General features: G+C 52.2%; 17 protein-coding genes. 9 read left to right on the top strand and 8 right to left on the bottom strand.

The genetic code is table 11. The features are described 5' to 3' along the window. Nucleotides 1–46 precede the first annotated feature (46 nt). Nucleotides 47–379: an NUDIX domain-containing protein gene (locus INT21_RS20755; protein ID WP_193067509.1), complete on the top strand. Its 333-nt coding sequence runs from the start codon at nt 47–49 to the stop codon at nt 377–379. A 192-nt stretch (nt 380–571) separates the two neighbouring features. Beyond that, nucleotides 572–874, top strand: coding sequence for an antibiotic biosynthesis monooxygenase family protein (locus INT21_RS10305; RefSeq protein WP_083007283.1), 303 nt, complete (start codon nt 572–574; stop codon nt 872–874). Between the two features lie 47 nt (nt 875–921). Here the strand turns inward: INT21_RS10305 and INT21_RS10300 are convergent, their stop codons facing one another. After that, nucleotides 922–2187, bottom strand: coding sequence for a Zn-dependent hydrolase (locus INT21_RS10300; RefSeq protein ID WP_193060036.1), 1266 nt, complete (start codon nt 2185–2187; stop codon nt 922–924). Nucleotides 2188–2384: 197 nt separating this feature from the next. Here INT21_RS10300 and INT21_RS10295 point away from each other — a divergent pair, with 197 nt between their 5' ends. From INT21_RS10295 to INT21_RS10285, 3 genes are all read left to right on the top strand, one after another. Then, entirely contained in the window at nt 2385–3752 is a 1368-nt protein-coding gene (locus tag INT21_RS10295) for an aspartate aminotransferase family protein (RefSeq protein ID WP_319022183.1), read from the top strand. Nucleotides 3753–3795: 43 nt separating this feature from the next. Then, nucleotides 3796–5292 (top strand): CoA-acylating methylmalonate-semialdehyde dehydrogenase, encoded by a 1497-nt coding sequence (locus tag INT21_RS10290; RefSeq protein WP_095603679.1) that lies wholly within the window; start codon nt 3796–3798, stop codon nt 5290–5292. Nucleotides 5293–5387: 95 nt separating this feature from the next. Next, nucleotides 5388–6008 carry a TetR family transcriptional regulator C-terminal domain-containing protein gene (locus INT21_RS10285; protein WP_193060037.1) on the top strand — a complete coding sequence of 207 codons (621 nt, stop codon included), beginning with the start codon at nt 5388–5390 and terminating at the stop codon, nt 6006–6008. 7 nt (nt 6009–6015) lie between these two features. Here the strand turns inward: INT21_RS10285 and INT21_RS10280 are convergent, their stop codons facing one another. Next, the gene (locus tag INT21_RS10280; RefSeq protein ID WP_193060038.1) at nt 6016–6474 is read right to left on the bottom strand and encodes an Lrp/AsnC family transcriptional regulator; all 459 of its coding nucleotides are present in this window, start codon (nt 6472–6474) and stop codon (nt 6016–6018) included. 126 nt (nt 6475–6600) lie between these two features. Here INT21_RS10280 and INT21_RS10275 point away from each other — a divergent pair, with 126 nt between their 5' ends. Continuing rightward, nucleotides 6601–7548 carry a hypothetical protein gene (locus INT21_RS10275; protein ID WP_193060039.1) on the top strand — a complete coding sequence of 316 codons (948 nt, stop codon included), beginning with the start codon at nt 6601–6603 and terminating at the stop codon, nt 7546–7548. Between the two features lie 12 nt (nt 7549–7560). On the opposite strand, the gene INT21_RS10270 is transcribed toward INT21_RS10275, so the two are convergent. Further along, complete coding sequence (locus INT21_RS10270; RefSeq protein ID WP_226912318.1) at nt 7561–8088, bottom strand: TetR/AcrR family transcriptional regulator; 528 nt, start codon at nt 8086–8088, stop codon at nt 7561–7563. A gap of 149 nt (nt 8089–8237) precedes the next feature. Here INT21_RS10270 and INT21_RS10265 point away from each other — a divergent pair, with 149 nt between their 5' ends. Then, complete coding sequence (locus INT21_RS10265) at nt 8238–8897, top strand: glutathione S-transferase family protein (RefSeq protein WP_193060041.1); 660 nt, start codon at nt 8238–8240, stop codon at nt 8895–8897. Between the two features lie 65 nt (nt 8898–8962). Here INT21_RS10265 and INT21_RS10260 read toward each other — a convergent pair whose 3' ends face one another. Further along, nucleotides 8963–9835 carry a PhzF family phenazine biosynthesis protein gene (locus tag INT21_RS10260; RefSeq protein ID WP_193060042.1) on the bottom strand — a complete coding sequence of 291 codons (873 nt, stop codon included), beginning with the start codon at nt 9833–9835 and terminating at the stop codon, nt 8963–8965. Further along, entirely contained in the window at nt 9822–10022 is a 201-nt protein-coding gene (locus INT21_RS10255; RefSeq protein ID WP_038478640.1) for a DUF1127 domain-containing protein, read from the bottom strand. Before INT21_RS10255 ends, INT21_RS10260 begins: the two co-directional genes overlap by 14 nt. A 212-nt stretch (nt 10023–10234) precedes the next feature. Here INT21_RS10255 and INT21_RS10250 point away from each other — a divergent pair, with 212 nt between their 5' ends. Then, the gene (locus INT21_RS10250; RefSeq protein WP_193067498.1) at nt 10235–11677 is read left to right on the top strand and encodes an aminotransferase-like domain-containing protein; all 1443 of its coding nucleotides are present in this window, start codon (nt 10235–10237) and stop codon (nt 11675–11677) included. On the opposite strand, the gene pcsA is transcribed toward INT21_RS10250, so the two are convergent. Both pcsA and INT21_RS10240 read right to left on the bottom strand, forming a co-directional pair. Further along, nucleotides 11674–12354, bottom strand: a complete 681-nt coding sequence (pcsA, locus tag INT21_RS10245) for a phosphatidylcholine synthase (RefSeq protein WP_370687206.1) — start codon at nt 12352–12354, stop codon at nt 11674–11676. The two genes, INT21_RS10250 and pcsA, sit on opposite strands and share 4 nt — an antisense overlap. 202 nt (nt 12355–12556) lie before the next feature. Further along, the gene (locus INT21_RS10240) at nt 12557–13162 is read right to left on the bottom strand and encodes a DNA-3-methyladenine glycosylase I (RefSeq protein WP_193067499.1); all 606 of its coding nucleotides are present in this window, start codon (nt 13160–13162) and stop codon (nt 12557–12559) included. Between the two features lie 125 nt (nt 13163–13287). Between INT21_RS10240 and INT21_RS10235 the strand changes: the two genes are divergently transcribed. Then, entirely contained in the window at nt 13288–13749 is a 462-nt protein-coding gene (locus tag INT21_RS10235) for a GNAT family N-acetyltransferase (protein WP_193060045.1), read from the top strand. A 96-nt stretch (nt 13750–13845) separates the two neighbouring features. On the opposite strand, the gene INT21_RS10230 is transcribed toward INT21_RS10235, so the two are convergent. After that, on the bottom strand, nt 13846–15003 hold the full coding sequence (locus INT21_RS10230) for an RNA-guided endonuclease TnpB family protein (RefSeq protein WP_193060046.1): 1158 nt from the start codon (nt 15001–15003) through the stop codon (nt 13846–13848). Nucleotides 15004–15305: the final 302 nt, after the last annotated feature.

Genomic DNA, 15305 nt, shown 5'->3' with positions numbered 1-15305 from the left:
GCTCAATACGGTTAGGGCAAGTGGGTCGGTTTAATGGCGCTTACGGATAGACGAGGGGGAGGCTCCTGAGCAAGCAGCTGCTCGGGAGCTTGCAGAGGAGGCTGGCATCGGTGCAGGCCACTTTAAATCTATCGGTGTAACGGATCCTTTTACAACTCTAGTTAGAACAAGAGATCATCTTATCATTGCAACAGAACTCTATGAGCTAGCTGCTAGGCCTCCTGCCGATGATATGGTTGAACCTTTCAATGTTTCTCTTAATACTGCTGTTGAATACGTTTTAAATGGAAGTATTACACATACTACTTCATGCCTTTTGATTTTAAGAGCCGCATTCGAATATCCACAATACGTAAATGCAAAAGTAGCTGGTTTGTAGTGGGTGGTTGTCAGCTTTTTCGCGTTTGAACCAAACGACCTGGATGGGTGCCTTAGCCATGCCGTATCCTGTGGTTATGCTCGGCATAACGCCTATTCGTCATAAAACCATGACGTTACCCTCAAGGGATAGACGTCGTAAGCGGCAGGCCGCTACGCTAGCGTGTTAGACAAACTCAATAGGAGAGAGTGCATGTATATCGCCATGAACCGTTTTCGGATTGCCCCAGGCCGCGAAGAGGATTTTTTAGAGGTATGGCGTAACCGCGATTCTCATTTGGATGAAGTGCCGGGCTTTCAACAATTCCAAATGCTGCAGGGCGAAAGCCAGGAAGACCACACTGTGTTTATCTCCCACAGTGTGTGGGAATCGGAAGAAGCCTTCCGCGCCTGGACCAAGTCAGAAGCGTTCCGCAAGGCTCATGCTAACGCCAAGGCGCCGGAAGGTATCTACCTTGGCCCACCTAAGTTTGAAGGGTATGACGTGGTGCTATAAAGAGTTGGCTACCGCACGTTTAACCCCGTGCGGTAGCGCAAAGCCATTTAGGAAAACTCAGCGGCATTGAGCATTGCGTGCAGCAGCACGTTACAGCCAGCGTGCACATGCTCCGGAGTGGCACTTTCAATTTCGTTGTGGCTAATGCCGTCCTTGCAGGGAACAAAGATCATTGCTGCGGGGGCTACACGGCCGACGAACATGGCATCGTGACCAGCACCGCTGATGATATCCATGTGCGATAGGTTGAGCTGCTCGGCCCCTTCGCGCACTGCATCAACACAGGCTTTATTGAAGTGCTCAGGGGCAAAATCTGCGGTGGGCGTTAATTCATATTCCAGCCCATGACGTTGGCAAATTTCTTCGACGGCCGTCGCTAAGGATTGACTCATTGAGATCAGGGCTTCTGGCTCCCAGTGGCGCATATCCAGGGTCATTTTGACTTGGCCGGGAATAACGTTGCGCGAGCCAGGATGTAGTGACATACAACCAACCGTACCGCGCCCGTGGGGCTGATGATCAAAGGCAATTCGGTTAAGTGCTTGCGTCACTTCCGCTGCGCCCATCATGGCGTCGCGACGTAGATTCATTGGCGTGGGACCCGCATGGGCTTCAAGCCCGGTTAGGGTTAAATCAAACCACTTTTGACCAAGCCCACCGATAACCACGCCGATGGTGGTGTCGGTATCTTCTAAAATCGGCCCCTGTTCGATGTGTGGTTCAAAGTAAGCTTTAATCTCATTTGGTGAGACCTCATCGCTACCACGATAGTGAATGGCATCCAGTGCATCACTCACCGTGACGCCATCGGCGTCGGTGCGTGCCATCATGGCGTCAAATTCAAGCACGCCAGTAAATACCCCAGAACCCATCATGCAGGGTGGGAAGCGACAACCCTCTTCGTTAGTCCACGCAACGACTTCAATGGGTGATTTTGTAGTGATGTTGTGTTCATTAAGCGTTCGTATTACTTCTAGGCCTGAAAGTACGCCAAAACAGCCGTCATACTTCCCACCAGTGGGCTGGCTATCCAAGTGGCTGCCCGCCATGACGGTTTTGGCTGTTGGATCGCTGCCTTCCCGGCGGGCAAAAATATTACCGATATTATCAATGCGGATGGTGCAACCTTCTGCACGACACCACTGGATAAATAGGTCGCGTCCCTGTCGATCAAGATCCGTCAGCGCCTGTCGGTTAACGCCGCCCTTAGCAGTCGCGCCCAGCTTCGCCATGTCCATCAGCGATTGCCAAAGACGGTCGCTGTCGGTGCGTAAGGTGGCTAGCACGGTATTCGGTTCTACAAGCGAGTTCATGAGCATTCCTTTATGAGTTAGCACATATAAAGCTGGCGGCTGACCGTTTTTATTCATTAGTTACCAGCCAGCGTAGAGATAAACGCCTGCTTATTACGTATAAATTTTCTAACGTGAACACAAGAAAAGCGTAATTTTATAAACATGTTCAGTGGCGCATGCTGAGGCTATGTCTCATAGCGATGGAGCTGGACACCATGTTTGACCTACAAAACAACACTACCCCTCAGGCGTTTATTGACGAACAAAACGCTTCTCCCGGCGCGCTTAATCAGCACTATTGGATGCCGTTTAGCGCTAACCGTGATTTCCGTGCCAACCCGCGCATGATTACTGGCGCGAAAGGGCGCTATTACATCGATGACCAGGGCCGTAAGCTGTTTGATTCACTCTCTGGCTTATGGACCTGCGGCGCGGGTCACAATCGTGAAGAGATCCAAAAAGCGGTGGCGCAGCAGCTGGGTACTCTCGACTTTGCGCCAGGTTTTCAAATTGGTCATCCGCTGGCGTTTAAGCTGGCGGAAAAAGTGGCCAGCCTTACACCTGTTGGGCTGGATCATGTGTTTTTTACTAACTCTGGTTCAGAAGCCGCTGATACCTCTGTCAAAATGGCCAAGGCCTACTGGCGGCTAAAAGGTAAGCCCGAGAAGACACGCATGATTGGCCGTGCCAAGGGCTATCACGGGGTGAATATTGGTGGCACCAGCCTGGGTGGCATCGGTGGCAACCGTAAGCACTATGGCCAATTGATGGATGTGACGCATCTGCCGCACACGCTGCAGGCAGGTCACGCCTTCACTCGTGGCCAAGCCGAAACCGGCGCTGAGCTTGCTGATGCGTTGCTTGATCAAATCGCCCTGCACGATGCATCCACCATTGCGGCTGTGATCGTTGAGCCGATGTCTGGCTCTGCTGGGGTGATTGTGCCGCCCAAAGGCTATCTGGATCGGCTGCGCGAGATCTGTACCGCCCACGATATTCTGCTGATATTCGATGAAGTGATCACTGCTTTTGGTCGCAGTGGCGCAACTACCGGCGCAGAAGCGTTTGGCGTTACGCCGGATATCATGAACGTTGCCAAGCAGATCACCAACGGCGCTATTCCTATGGGCGCGGTGATTGCTTCCAGCGAAATTTTCGACACTTTTATGCACGCTGGCGGTGCCCAACACGCCATTGAGTTTTCCCACGGTTATACCTATAGCGCCCACCCTGTCGCTTGTGCCGCTGGCTTAGCGGCGCTTGAAATGATGGAGCGTGACAACTTCCCTGCCCAGGTAAGTGCTATCGCGCCCGCTTTTGAACAAAAGCTGCACGCTCTAAAAGGCCGCAATCACATTGTTGATATTCGTAACTATGGCTTAGCGGGCGCACTTCAATTGGCGCCCCGAGATGGCGACCCCACCATTCGCCCTAGGGATGCCCATTTAGCCTTGTGGGAAGCTGGGTTTTACGTGCGCTATGGCGGCGACACACTGCAGTTCGGCCCTCCGTTTGGCTCTACAGAGGCTGAGCTAGAGCGGCTGTTTGATGCCGTTGCCACCACCCTGGATTCGTTAGCATAACCGACTGATCTAAACTTCAGAGCGTTAAAAAGAGAGTTTAAATATGAGCGTTGTTTCCCATCTAATTAACGGTGAATTAATCGACAGCCAGCGCACGCTGGACGTGACCAACCCTTCAACGGGTAAAGTGATTCGCCAAGTAGCGGACGCCAGCGCTGCCGACGTAGAGCGGGCTATTGCCGCCGCCCAAGCTGCGTTTCCCGCTTGGCGAGATACGCCACCTGCTAAGCGCGCCCAAGTGATGTACCGCTTCAAGCAACTGCTAGAGGAGCACGCTGACCGCTTGGTGCAATTGGTCAGTGAAGAGCACGGTAAAACCCCTGAAGATGCGATGGGCGAACTGAAGCGCGGCATCGAAAATGTCGAGTATGCCTGCGGTGTGCCTGAGCTATTAAAAGGTGAGTATTCCCATAACGTTGGGCCGGGCATTGATGCGTGGTCCAATTTCCAGCCATTGGGCGTAGTGGCCGGCATTACTCCGTTTAACTTCCCTGCCATGGTGCCGCTGTGGATGTATCCGATGGCGATTGCTTGCGGCAACACCTTTATTCTCAAGCCTTCGGAAAAAGACCCTTCGGCGGCGATGGCGGTAGCCGAGCTGTTGCAAGAAGCTGGGTTGCCAAAAGGCGTGATGAATGTGGTGCACGGTAGTCGCGAAGCGGTGGAAACGCTGCTAGATGCTAAGGCCGTTAAAGCCATCTCATTTGTTGGCTCAACGCCGGTAGCGGAAGCTATCTATTCTCGTGGTTCGGCCGCTGGCAAACGCGTTCAGGCTCTGGGTGGGGCGAAGAATCATGCCGTGGTACTTCCAGACGCCGATTTGGAAAACGCCGCCAACACCCTGATGGGAGCGGCTTACGGAAGCTGTGGTGAGCGTTGCATGGCGATTTCGGTGGCGGTGTGCGTGGGTGACGAGACGGCAGATCGGTTAGTTGAAACGCTGCTGCCTAAAATTGCTGAGCTCAAGGTTGGCCCTGGTACCGATAAAGGCTTGGATATGGGCCCGCTGGTGACGGCAGAGCACCGTGACAAGGTGTTGGGCTATATCGAAGACGGCATAAAGGCAGGTGCGTCACTAGTGGCCGATGGCCGTGAGCTGAAAATCGCGGGTCATGAAGATGGCTATTTCGTTGGTGGTTGCCTGTTCGATAACGTTACTACCGAGATGCGCATTTACCAGGAAGAGATTTTCGGGCCAGTGCTGTGCGTGGTGCGGGTCGGCAGCTTAGATGATGCTATGCAATTGATTAACGACCATGAATACGGCAATGGCACCTGCCTGTTTACTCGCGATGGCGAGGCTGCTCGACGCTTTACCGATGGCATCGAAGTGGGCATGGTGGGTGTTAACGTACCGCTTCCCGTACCGGTGGCCTACCATAGCTTTGGCGGCTGGAAACGCTCGTTGTTTGGCGACCTTCACGCCTACGGCCCTGACTCTGTACGCTTCTATACCCGCCGAAAAGCGGTTTCCCAGCGCTGGCCTTCGGTGAGCGAAGCCACACGTGCCGAGTTTTCGTTTCCCACTAACCAACGTTGACGCCGTAAGCTAACTACGCCATCTTCTCTGCACCACTGCTCAGCGGTGGTGCACTTTTTTGGTGTGCGTATCTTAGTCGTAAAGGGACGAGCAGCGTGGCGAGAACACAGGACGAAATTCGGCAAACCAACGTAAAAAAGATTCTTCAGGCGGCGGAGCAATTGTTTGCTGAAAAAGGCTATGCCGGAGCATCGATGGGGGAAATTGCCCAGTTGGCCGATCTGCCCAAATCCAACGTGCACTACTATTTTTCCACTAAAAAGGCGCTCTACCAGGAAGTGCTGCTAGCGCTGCTGGAAATCTGGAAACAGGACGCGCTGTGCTTCGAACTCTACGACGACCCACGAGTAGTGCTTTCTAGCTATATCCGCGCCAAAATGAATCATTCTCGCTACCGCGCTCACGGCTCGAAAATATGGGCGGCGGAAGTAATGCAGGGCGCACCCATTCTGAAAGAGCGCCTGCGCGATAACTTATACGAATGGGCTAAATTGAAAGAGTCAAAAATTCGCGAGTGGGTCGAGTCCGGCCAAATTAACCCCGTTGAACCGTCCTACCTCCTTTATATGATTTGGGCATCGACCCAGCACTACGCCGACTTCGACTACCAAATCTACCTGCTTAACGACAATAAACCCTTAGACGACCTGCAGTTTGAAAAAGCCGTACAGTCGGTAACCTCGGTGATCTTGCGGGGGATTGGGTTGACGGCGTGAGCAGTACTCAACGACTGAGCTGCACAGACGTATCGAACTTATGCCGTTTTCGCGATAGTAACGTGCGGAACTTGCGCAGGTTGTCGTGGGCATAGAGCACGCTGTCGCAGAAGCGGTCGTACTCATCTAAATCAGCGACTGCCACGATCAACACAAAATCACACTCACCCGTTACTTGATAGCACTGCTTCACTTCAGGGGCGTTGACCGCTGATGTTAAGAACTGCTGGTAGAGTAACTTGTTATCCCGCTCCATGGTGACTTCCACCACCATGTGTAGGCGCTGGCCTAAGGCATCAGGGTTGAGTAGCGCCACTTCACGCTCAATGACTCCCGCATCGCGTAATCGATTAACCCGCTTTAAACAGGCAGAGGGGGAAAGCCCTATTTTATCCGCTAATGCTTGATTGGTCAGGCTGGAATCGCGTTGAAGCTGGTCAAGAATTCTTCGATCAATAGCATCCATGAAATAAAATTCTCTTCCTATGTTTATAAAGAACGAATAGTGATTGTAGGCACCGTATTGGAAAGAAGATTCTGCGTCATCTCCATTATCATAACGTTTGTTAAAACGATGGCAATGAAGGGCTTGATGCGGATCACAATTCACTATTTATTGGCGGTAGTAGGTCGTGTACTGCAAGACGCGCTGCGCGTGTATGTGACATTACTCAAAATCCTGATACCTGCTTTGCTCATCGTCAAAGGGTTAGAGCTACTCGGTATGATCGAGTGGCTGGGGGCGGCATTAGCTCCTTTAATGAGCACACTCGGTTTGCCTGAACAAATGGGTGTTGTGTGGGCGGCGGCGCTCTTCACCAATTTGTACACCGCCATTGCGGTGTTTTTCCAAGTCGTCGGTGAAACGCCTTTGAGTGTTGAGCAGGTAACGGTACTGGGTGCGTTGATGCTGGTAGGGCATTCGCTTCCCGTTGAGGGAGCGGTAGCCAAGCGCGCTGGCGTACCTTGGTGGGGCACGCTGGTTCTGCGTGTGGGCGGGGCTTTATTGCTTGCTTGGCTGTTACACTGCTTCTATTCGTATTTTGGTTTGTTGCAAGCACCCGTTGAATTGGTATGGCAGCCAAGTTTTTCATCAGCACCAACGCTCAGCAGTTGGGCGTTGGCACAGTTGGAAACGTTAGCGCTTATTTTTGTGATTATTTTAGCGCTGATTGTGCTCTTAAAACTTTTAAAAAGGCTGGGTCTAGAGCGTTGGATTCATCTTGGCTTGCTACCGTTGCTCAAGCTATTAGGCATTGGCCGTTCGGCAGCGAATGTGACGGTCATTGGTTTCACGCTGGGGTTAAGCTATGGCGCAGGGCTGCTGATTCGTGACGTGCAAAACGGGGTGCTTAGCAAGCGCGACAGCACGCTAGCGCTGTGTTTTCTCGGCCTCTGCCATAGCGTTATAGAAGATACACTGCTGATCTTAATGCTTGGAGCCGATATAACGGGCATTTTATGGGCACGGCTGTTGTTTGCCGTTATTGTCACCGCGGTGATTGCCCGTTGGCCCAAAGCTACGGGGAATCAGCAATAGGCCGGTACGCTTTTAGAGATGCTTTGAGCTGGCCAATTCTCGGCAAGCCTCCAGTATCTCTTTGGACAGTGACTCATCGTTCAGCGTGCGAGCGATAGCAAGTCCCCCCACCATGGCGACCACTTGTTGAATAATTTGGCGTCGAGTTAGTTGGTCTGCTGGCGTCATTTGACTCACCCTGTCGACAAACCCTTTGAAGAGTAAGGTGTAGGTTGACCGAATAGGGAGGTCTTGTTGAGCGACATCGCTAATCAGGCATGCCAATGGGCAAGGGACTTGCTGGCCGAAAATGTGCTCTTCACTTAGATATCGCTCTATGCCTTGTTCAGGTAAATGCTCTAGTGCTAACCGCTGGGCTGCTTGAGTTGCAGCATGCTTGAGCGCCTGAGTGTATAAATCACTTTTTGATTCAAAGTGAGCGTAGAACGCGCCGCGTGTCATACCTGCTTCTTGCATAACAGTATCTATGCTCACGCCGTTGAATCCATGGTGAGTGAAAAGACGAGCAGCAGCGTGCAATATTTTTTCATGCGAGTGCATTTTGTGCGATTCATCCCACGGCATTATTAACCCCTCCTTGTATTGGCATTGATTAGCTCATTTTTGCTTTATCCAAAATATGTTGTTGAACATATTGTGCCTGTCGTTACTCTTCACTACTACCTATATAAAACGAGAGGAGCGTAATAATGAGCACTTTATCGCAAGAGAAAGGTGTACATATCCTGGGGCCACAATTTAGTACCTTTGTGCGAAGTGTGCAGTTGTGCTGCGAAGAGAAATCAATTCCTTATACGCTTGGTATGTCAATAAACGGCAATGCTATCGACTTACACAGCTCAGAGCATTTACGCATAAACCCTTTTGGAAAAGTGCCTATATTACTTCATGGGGAGCATCAGCTTTGTGAAACGGCTAGCATTTGTCGCTATTTAGATGAGGCCTTCGAAGGCTATCAATTGCAGCCTGAAGCCGCTTGGGAGCGAGCCTTAGTGGATCAATTTTCTGCTTGGCTATCAATCTATGTGGATGAAGCAATTGTGCGGAGATATTTGTTAGAGTTCTATTTCCCAAAAGGGGAGAATGGGACAGTACGGAAAGATTATATCCGAGCAGCTGAGCCGGAGGTTGCTCGAATGTTATCACTGTTAGAGCTTCAGCTAACCAAGCAGCCTTATTTAGTGACTGAATCCTTTAGTGTTGCAGATGCATTGGCCGCGCCGATGTTGGATTATTTAAGTAAGTTGCCGCCTGCTGTACCTTTGTTACAAAAAACGCCGCATTTATCCGCCTACTTAAAGCGGATTCAGGATCGGCCCAGCGCGCGCAATGTATTTGTTGTGGCATAAACAAAGGCGGGCGAGCCACTGTGGCTTTCCCGCACTTATAGCGATTGGTTTGATATGTCGCGAAATCAATAGTCCAAGTAAAGCTTACCTTCACCAGCGATGATCGCTTGCCCAGCTACTGTTACAAACCCTTGCTCTATATTGCCATTGGCGGCGGTGTGGATAACGCTGGGCCGCCCCATTTCAACACCCTGGTGAATCTTGCAGTGTAGGGGCTCTGGTTTGAGTGACGCTAAATAGCCGGTTAAGGCTGCTGCAGCGCTGCCAGTGGCGGGATCTTCACAAATACTGGCGTGCATGCAGAACATACGGCTCCGTATAATCGTCTCTTCGTTATCGTGTTGCTCCATCACATAAAGGTATATCTGCTCAGTGCCGCTGCGCGCAACGGCATCCGCCCATACTGCACCGGCGATTTGAATCTGCTCAAGGGCTGCTAGGTCAGCTAGTTCAATAAGATGAAAGGGCAGCCCGAAAGAAGCAATGATGGGATCGCCAATGACTTGGTGGATGTCTAGCCCCAGTAGCTCAACGGCAGTGAGACGATCAATCGTGCTGCCCGTGACCATGACGGGCTGGGCGGTTTTGAAGGTTGCTCCCTCTCGTTCATAATTAACCGCTAATGCACCGACAGGTGGCTGTAGCACAATGCCTTGCTCGCGGTTGACGAGGTTTAACTCCGCTAGTAGATGCGCGGTACCTACCGTGGGGTGGCCAGCAAACGGCAGCTCAGCCGTGGGTGTGAATATCCGCATAGGGTAGTGATTAGCCGTAGTCGGCGCGCCTAAAAATACCGTCTCTGCCAAGTTAAGTTCATTGGCAATTGCCTGCATAGTGCTGGTTTCAAGCTCATCGGCATCTAAAAAAACTGCCAACTGATTGCCCGAAAAAGGCTTATCGGTAAACACATCCAACAGGTAATACTCAGCAGTTTTCATAGGGACCTCTTTTGCATGACGAGTGCTGCCAAAACGGTTTACAACCCTCTTTTTGCGCCTGGGTGCGAGTGATTCCAATATCTTCCAGCAGTCGGTCATCAAGGGTTAGTAGCTGACGGCGGCTACGGCGGCGTTGATGATAGTGACGTAACTGACAGCGAAACTGAGTGAGGCTGAAGCGTAGCATGGCAGTTCTCCTTGATGACGATGTGCTCCACCAGATTACGCAGCCATGCTAGGTCAATACAGATATAGGCTTTTCTATTTTAAAGATACAGATGGTATATGTTATACCTCTGTATGATTGCTGGGCAGGGTATCTGTATTGTTTTTAAAACGTCTTCAAGAACGTTTTGAAGAGCGATTTTAAAAGCATTTCAAAAATAGAGGGCTGGAGTCATGACGCGCTACGAAGAGGTCGCTTGTATTTTGCGGGAGCGAATTGAGCACGGTATTTACCGCGTGGGGGATCGCCTGCCTTCTATTCGAGCGGTATGTCAGGAGCTTGATGTCAGTATCTCGACGGCTCAGGAAGCCTATCGGCAACTGATGGATGTGTCGCTGATCGAATCACGGCCGAAATCGGGCTACTTTGTACTTCCAAGCAGAGTGCCTGCGGTGCTGCCTTCTGTCTCTCGTCCTGCGCAGTGCCCGCTGGATGTCTCCCAATGGGATCAAGTATTAGAGCTGGTCGCTACCGAGCGTGACGATAGTCGGCTGCTGCTTGGGCGCGGTGTGCCGAACCTGGCTTATGAAACGCTTAAGCCGCTGTCGAAAACACTGGCGGGGCTGCACCGTAAGAACGATCTGAATGGCTTTAACTACGACAAACTGAGTGGTAGCCCCGAGCTGCGTCAGCAGGTAGCGCGGCTGGCCATTGCCTCCGGCTGTTTGCTGCACCCGGATGACATCATGATCACCACCGGCTGCCAGGAAGCATTGTCGATAGCGCTGCGCACCCTTACTCAGCCTGGCGACGTGGTGGCCGTGGACTCGCCTAGCTTTTACGGCACCATGCAGATCCTAAAAGCCAATGGCCTGAAAGCGTTGGAGATTCCTACTGATCCGCAAACGGGCATTAGTTTGGAAGCGTTGGAAATGGCGCTGGAGCAGTGGCCGATCCGTGCCATCCAGGTCACTCCGACGTATAACAATCCGCTGGGCTACACCATGAGCGAGGCGCGCAAACAGGCGCTGTTTCAACTCGCCCAACGCTTCGACGTGGCCATCATTGAAGACGATATCTACGGTGATCTCTCCTATACCCACCCAAGGCCGTTGACGGTGAAGTCTTTCGATGACGATGGGCGGGTGCTGTTATGCAGTGGCTTTTCGAAAACGGTGGGGCCAGGGTTACGAGTGGGTTGGCTGGCGCCGGGGTGTTATCGAGATAAGGCGCTGCATATGAAGTATGTCTCTACCGGTGCCTCGGCCACATTGCCGCAGTTGGCGGTGGCGGAGTTTGTCGCCAAAGGCCACTACGAGCGTCACCTTCGCTATGTTACCCGCCAATATCAGCGCCAACGGGACATCATGATCAACTGGGTGCAGCGCTATTTTCCAGAAGGCGCGGGCATCAGTTATCCGCAAGGCAGTTTTTTGCTATGGGTGGAGTTACCTGCCGCCGTGGACTGCGTACGTCTTAATGAACGCTTAGCCAAGCGCGCCATCCATGTGGCTCCTGGCTCGCTATTTTCAGCCTCGGGCAAGTTTCGCCAGTGTTTGCGACTTAACTACGCATTTACGCTAACACCGGCCATTGAAGATGCCGTGCGCACCGTGGGAGAGCTTGCCACCGAGATGGTGGAGGAGGCACAGCGGTATGAGGTATCGCTAAGTTAAAACGCTTCTTGAACGGTACGCCATACGCACATACCAATGAAGTAAACGGATGCAATGCCCCACCCCCATAGTGCCCAAGCGGCATGTTCGGGGCTTGAGAGCACCAGTGACGTTGTACAGGCGCACCATAATAGCGTGACGGCGATATTGAGTGGCATGAACTGACGAACACGAAACGGATGCAGGAACTTCATCTTGGTCACGGTAAGAATGGCGAGAAAAACGATAGATGCAAAGGTGATGAAGGGCGGTAAATCGAGAATATAAAAATAGGCCGCAGCAATGTTCCAGGCAGCAGGAAAGCCAACAAAGTAATTATCCTGGCTTTTCATATTAGTGTTGCAGAAACAGAACATCGATGACAGCAGAATGATAAACACTGACAGCAATTCGAAATTGGGCGGTAACTCTATAAAGAAGTAAATGAACAGAGCGGGAATAAATGCCCAGGTTAGATAATCGATGACCATATCAAGCGTCGAGCCATCGAAGTGGGGCAGGATGGTTTTTACTTCATACTTACGCGCCAGAGTGCCATCGAAACCATCGACCATCATCGCCGCGCCAAGCCATAGTAAGCAGGCGACTGGATTGTTGTCGATCAGCGAGAGCAGCGCCATTGTGCCGAGCAGTACGCCGCTGGCCGTGAATATATGCACGCTCCAAGCTTTCCATATCGAAGCGCGGGATTCTGTGTGAGAAGAGAGCGTTTGGACCACGTTGACCCCATTGGGAACGTGATGTCCCCTTGCTGTTCGGTGTATAGATGAGTGTGTAAAAATCATACCCTACTACAAGACGGCACCCAGCGAATACGTAGGCCGGCCATCTGGGCATGGCACGTTTGTGCAAAAAGTATAGTGTCTTGTGCCTCTGTTGCTACTTTGGTCGTTGAAATTGCTGCCTTGCCTGTTCGACTTGTTCTCGAGTGATGCACGTCAGCGAGTGATCATTGAGTAGCCCCATCGCCTGCATAAACGCAAATGCAGTGGTTGGACCAACGAATTTCCAGCCGCGCTTTTTCAAATCTTTAGCCAGTGCGATGGATTCAGGCGAGGTGGTCTGAGTTTGTGGTGCGGCAAGTGAGTCGAGGGTTGGCTCGAAACGCCAGAAATATGTGGCCAGTGAACCTTCCTGCTTGACCATTTCCAGCGCCCGTTGGGCATTGTTAATCACCGCCTCGATTTTGCCACGATGGCGAATAATGCCCGCGTCCTGCAGCAAGCGCTGCACATCCTCTTCGCCAAAGCGGGCAACGTGATGGAAGTCGAAATGATGGAAGGCAGCGCGAAAGTTCTCGCGTTTGTTGAGAATGGTGCGCCAACTTAAGCCCGACTGAAAACTTTCCAGGCAGAGCTTTTCGAATAACCGCTGGTCGTCAACCACCGGAAACCCCCACTCGTTGTCATGGTAGGGCAGAAATTCGGCGGCACCGCCACACCACTGGCAGCGTGGCAGGTTATCAGGGGCAATAAAGTCGGACATAGTAACGCCTCAGATTGTGTTAAACATACTGTATTCCATTGGCGATACGTTGTTTACTGAATGTTTCGAATACCCGTGTTGGAAAGTAGCCAGCCCACTACGTAATACGTTCAGGAGGTAGCACTATGACCAAGGTTCGCGCAGCGACCATTGACGATCTTGATGTCTTAACCGAGCTATTGGATGGCTATCGGCAGTTCTATAATCAGCCGAGTGATGTCGGTGCGGCGCGGGATTTCTTGCGTCAGCGCTTTGGGCTGGCGGATTCGCGCATTTTAGTGAGTGAAAATAGTGACGGTAATCTCACTGGTTTCGTGCAACTTTATCCTGGAGTTTCCACGGTGGGCTTGAATGCGCGTTGGACGCTAAATGATCTTTTTGTGTTGCCGGAGTGTCGCGATAAGGGCACGGGAAGGGCGTTAATGGAAGCCGCCACCCAGCTGGCTCGCGAGCATGGAGTCGCGCGCTTAATCCTTATGACGCAGGTAGAGAATGAGCGCGCCCAGCACCTTTATGAGTCCTTGGACTGGCAGCGCAACACGGCGTTTTACGGTTATCTGCTGGATTTGACCTCCTCACCGCCCTGAAGGACGGTGATTCCTGGTTGTCGCCTTCCAGGTTCCTGCTTCGCAGCCCGTTGCCCTTGGTGATGGCACCTCTGGTCTTACACAAGCTCCACAGGCTTAACCTCCCGCAAGCCCTGCGGTAGTCTTTTCGTGCTGACGGAGCTTGTCAGCGCCCACCAACATCGCCTTGCCCGATTGCAAAATATTTCGAGCGGCATTTACGTCGCGGTCAATGCCTTGGGTGCCGCAGCTTGGGCAGTCCCAGGTGCGTACGTTCAGCGGCATGTTGTCGGTGATATGACCACAGTGAAAACAGCGTTTCGAGCTGGGATACCACTTGTCGATCTGGACGAAATCGCGTCCGTACCGTTCTGCTTTATACGTTAATTGCTGGGTGAGCTGGTGCCAGCCCACGTCGCTGATGGCCTTGGCCAGTTTGCGGTTTTTGACCATATTCTTAATCTGCAAACTCTCGGCGGCAATGACTTGGTTCTCGTGAATAAGCTGCGTAGAGAGTTTATGGGTGGTGTCACGGCGCTGATCGGCCAGCTTGGCATGCACCTTCGCCACACGAAGCCGCGCCTTGGCGTGGTTGTGGGAGCCTTTTTGCTTACGTGACAACCGGCGCTGCGCTCGCGCCAGCTTGTGCTCGGTGCGGCGTAGAAAGCGTGGATTGGGGATTTTGTCACCGTGGCTGGTGATGACGCGGTGGGTTAGCCCCAGGTCAATACCCACCATCTTGGGTGTCACCAGCAGCGGCGTCATGGCTTCTTCTACCAGGAAACTGACGTGGTAACGGCCAGCCGTGTCACAGCTGACGGTAATGCTGGTGGGGTGACTGGTAAAATACCGGCTCCAGCGGATGTTAAGCGGGGCTTTGTGCTTAGCCAGCCAAAGCTTGCCATCGCGCCAGCGAAAGCCGTTGGCCATGTAGGTGGCTGACTGCTTGCGCTGTTTTTTCTTGAAGGTGGGATACCGCGCCTGGCCTTTGAAGAAGTTGCTAAACGCCCGATCCAGATGCCGGAGCGACTGTTGCAAGCAGACATTGGACACCTCGGCCAGAAACGCCGTCTCCGGCTGTTTCTTGAGGGTGGTGAGGGCTTTGGCGGTAGCGTTATAGCCCATGCGCTCTTGGCGCTCGAACCACGCATCCGTGCGCTGGCGCAGGAAATGGTTGTAGACGTACCGCACACAGCCAAACGTCCGAGCAAGCTGTTCGGCTTGTTCAGGCGTGGGATAAAACCGATAACGGTAGGCGCGGTGTACGGTGCTCACACTTAAAATCTAGCGCGGTATAAATAGCCGGTCAACCAAGAGGCGCGACGCGCCTCGCGCTATCCTTCCTCGCACTAGAAGTACGAGGTTTGACGCGCAAATTGATCAAATAACGGCAATGATGGCTAATGAGCAGTCATCTTCTAAAGTATTAGCACTCATATATTGACTAGGCGTGCCAAGCCCGGCGTTCAGCCGGGCTCAAACGACAGTGACTTACAACACAGCTTTTTAAGTGCAATACAGGTTTATGCGTTGCTTAAGTGGTTATGCAAAAGTTATCGAGTTACTTTTTCCGTAAT

This window comes from Halomonas sp. 3F2F, from assembly GCF_014897805.1.
Taxonomy (GTDB): domain Bacteria; phylum Pseudomonadota; class Gammaproteobacteria; order Pseudomonadales; family Halomonadaceae; genus Vreelandella.
The sequence above is the reverse complement of the archived record's forward strand: the minus strand, read 5'-3'. Positions and strand labels throughout refer to the sequence as shown.

Excerpts from the sequence above, each read along its gene's own strand:
- INT21_RS10305 (WP_083007283.1), top strand. The coding sequence starts at position 572 with ATGTATATCGCCATGAACCGTTTTCGGATTGCCCCAGGCCGCGAAGAG.
- INT21_RS10300 (WP_193060036.1), bottom strand. The coding sequence starts at position 2,187 with ATGAACTCGCTTGTAGAACCGAATACCGTGCTAGCCACCTTACGCACC.
- INT21_RS10295 (WP_319022183.1), top strand. The coding sequence starts at position 2,385 with ATGTTTGACCTACAAAACAACACTACCCCTCAGGCGTTTATTGACGAA.
- INT21_RS10290 (WP_095603679.1), top strand. The coding sequence starts at position 3,796 with ATGAGCGTTGTTTCCCATCTAATTAACGGTGAATTAATCGACAGCCAG.
- INT21_RS10280 (WP_193060038.1), bottom strand. The coding sequence starts at position 6,474 with ATGGATGCTATTGATCGAAGAATTCTTGACCAGCTTCAACGCGATTCC.
- INT21_RS10275 (WP_193060039.1), top strand. The coding sequence starts at position 6,601 with ATGCGGATCACAATTCACTATTTATTGGCGGTAGTAGGTCGTGTACTG.
- INT21_RS10270 (WP_226912318.1), bottom strand. The coding sequence starts at position 8,088 with ATGCACTCGCATGAAAAAATATTGCACGCTGCTGCTCGTCTTTTCACT.
- INT21_RS10265 (WP_193060041.1), top strand. The coding sequence starts at position 8,238 with ATGAGCACTTTATCGCAAGAGAAAGGTGTACATATCCTGGGGCCACAA.
- INT21_RS10260 (WP_193060042.1), bottom strand. The coding sequence starts at position 9,835 with ATGAAAACTGCTGAGTATTACCTGTTGGATGTGTTTACCGATAAGCCT.
- INT21_RS10255 (WP_038478640.1), bottom strand. The coding sequence starts at position 10,022 with ATGCTACGCTTCAGCCTCACTCAGTTTCGCTGTCAGTTACGTCACTAT.
- INT21_RS10250 (WP_193067498.1), top strand. The coding sequence starts at position 10,235 with ATGACGCGCTACGAAGAGGTCGCTTGTATTTTGCGGGAGCGAATTGAG.
- INT21_RS10240 (WP_193067499.1), bottom strand. The coding sequence starts at position 13,162 with ATGTCCGACTTTATTGCCCCTGATAACCTGCCACGCTGCCAGTGGTGT.
- INT21_RS10235 (WP_193060045.1), top strand. The coding sequence starts at position 13,288 with ATGACCAAGGTTCGCGCAGCGACCATTGACGATCTTGATGTCTTAACC.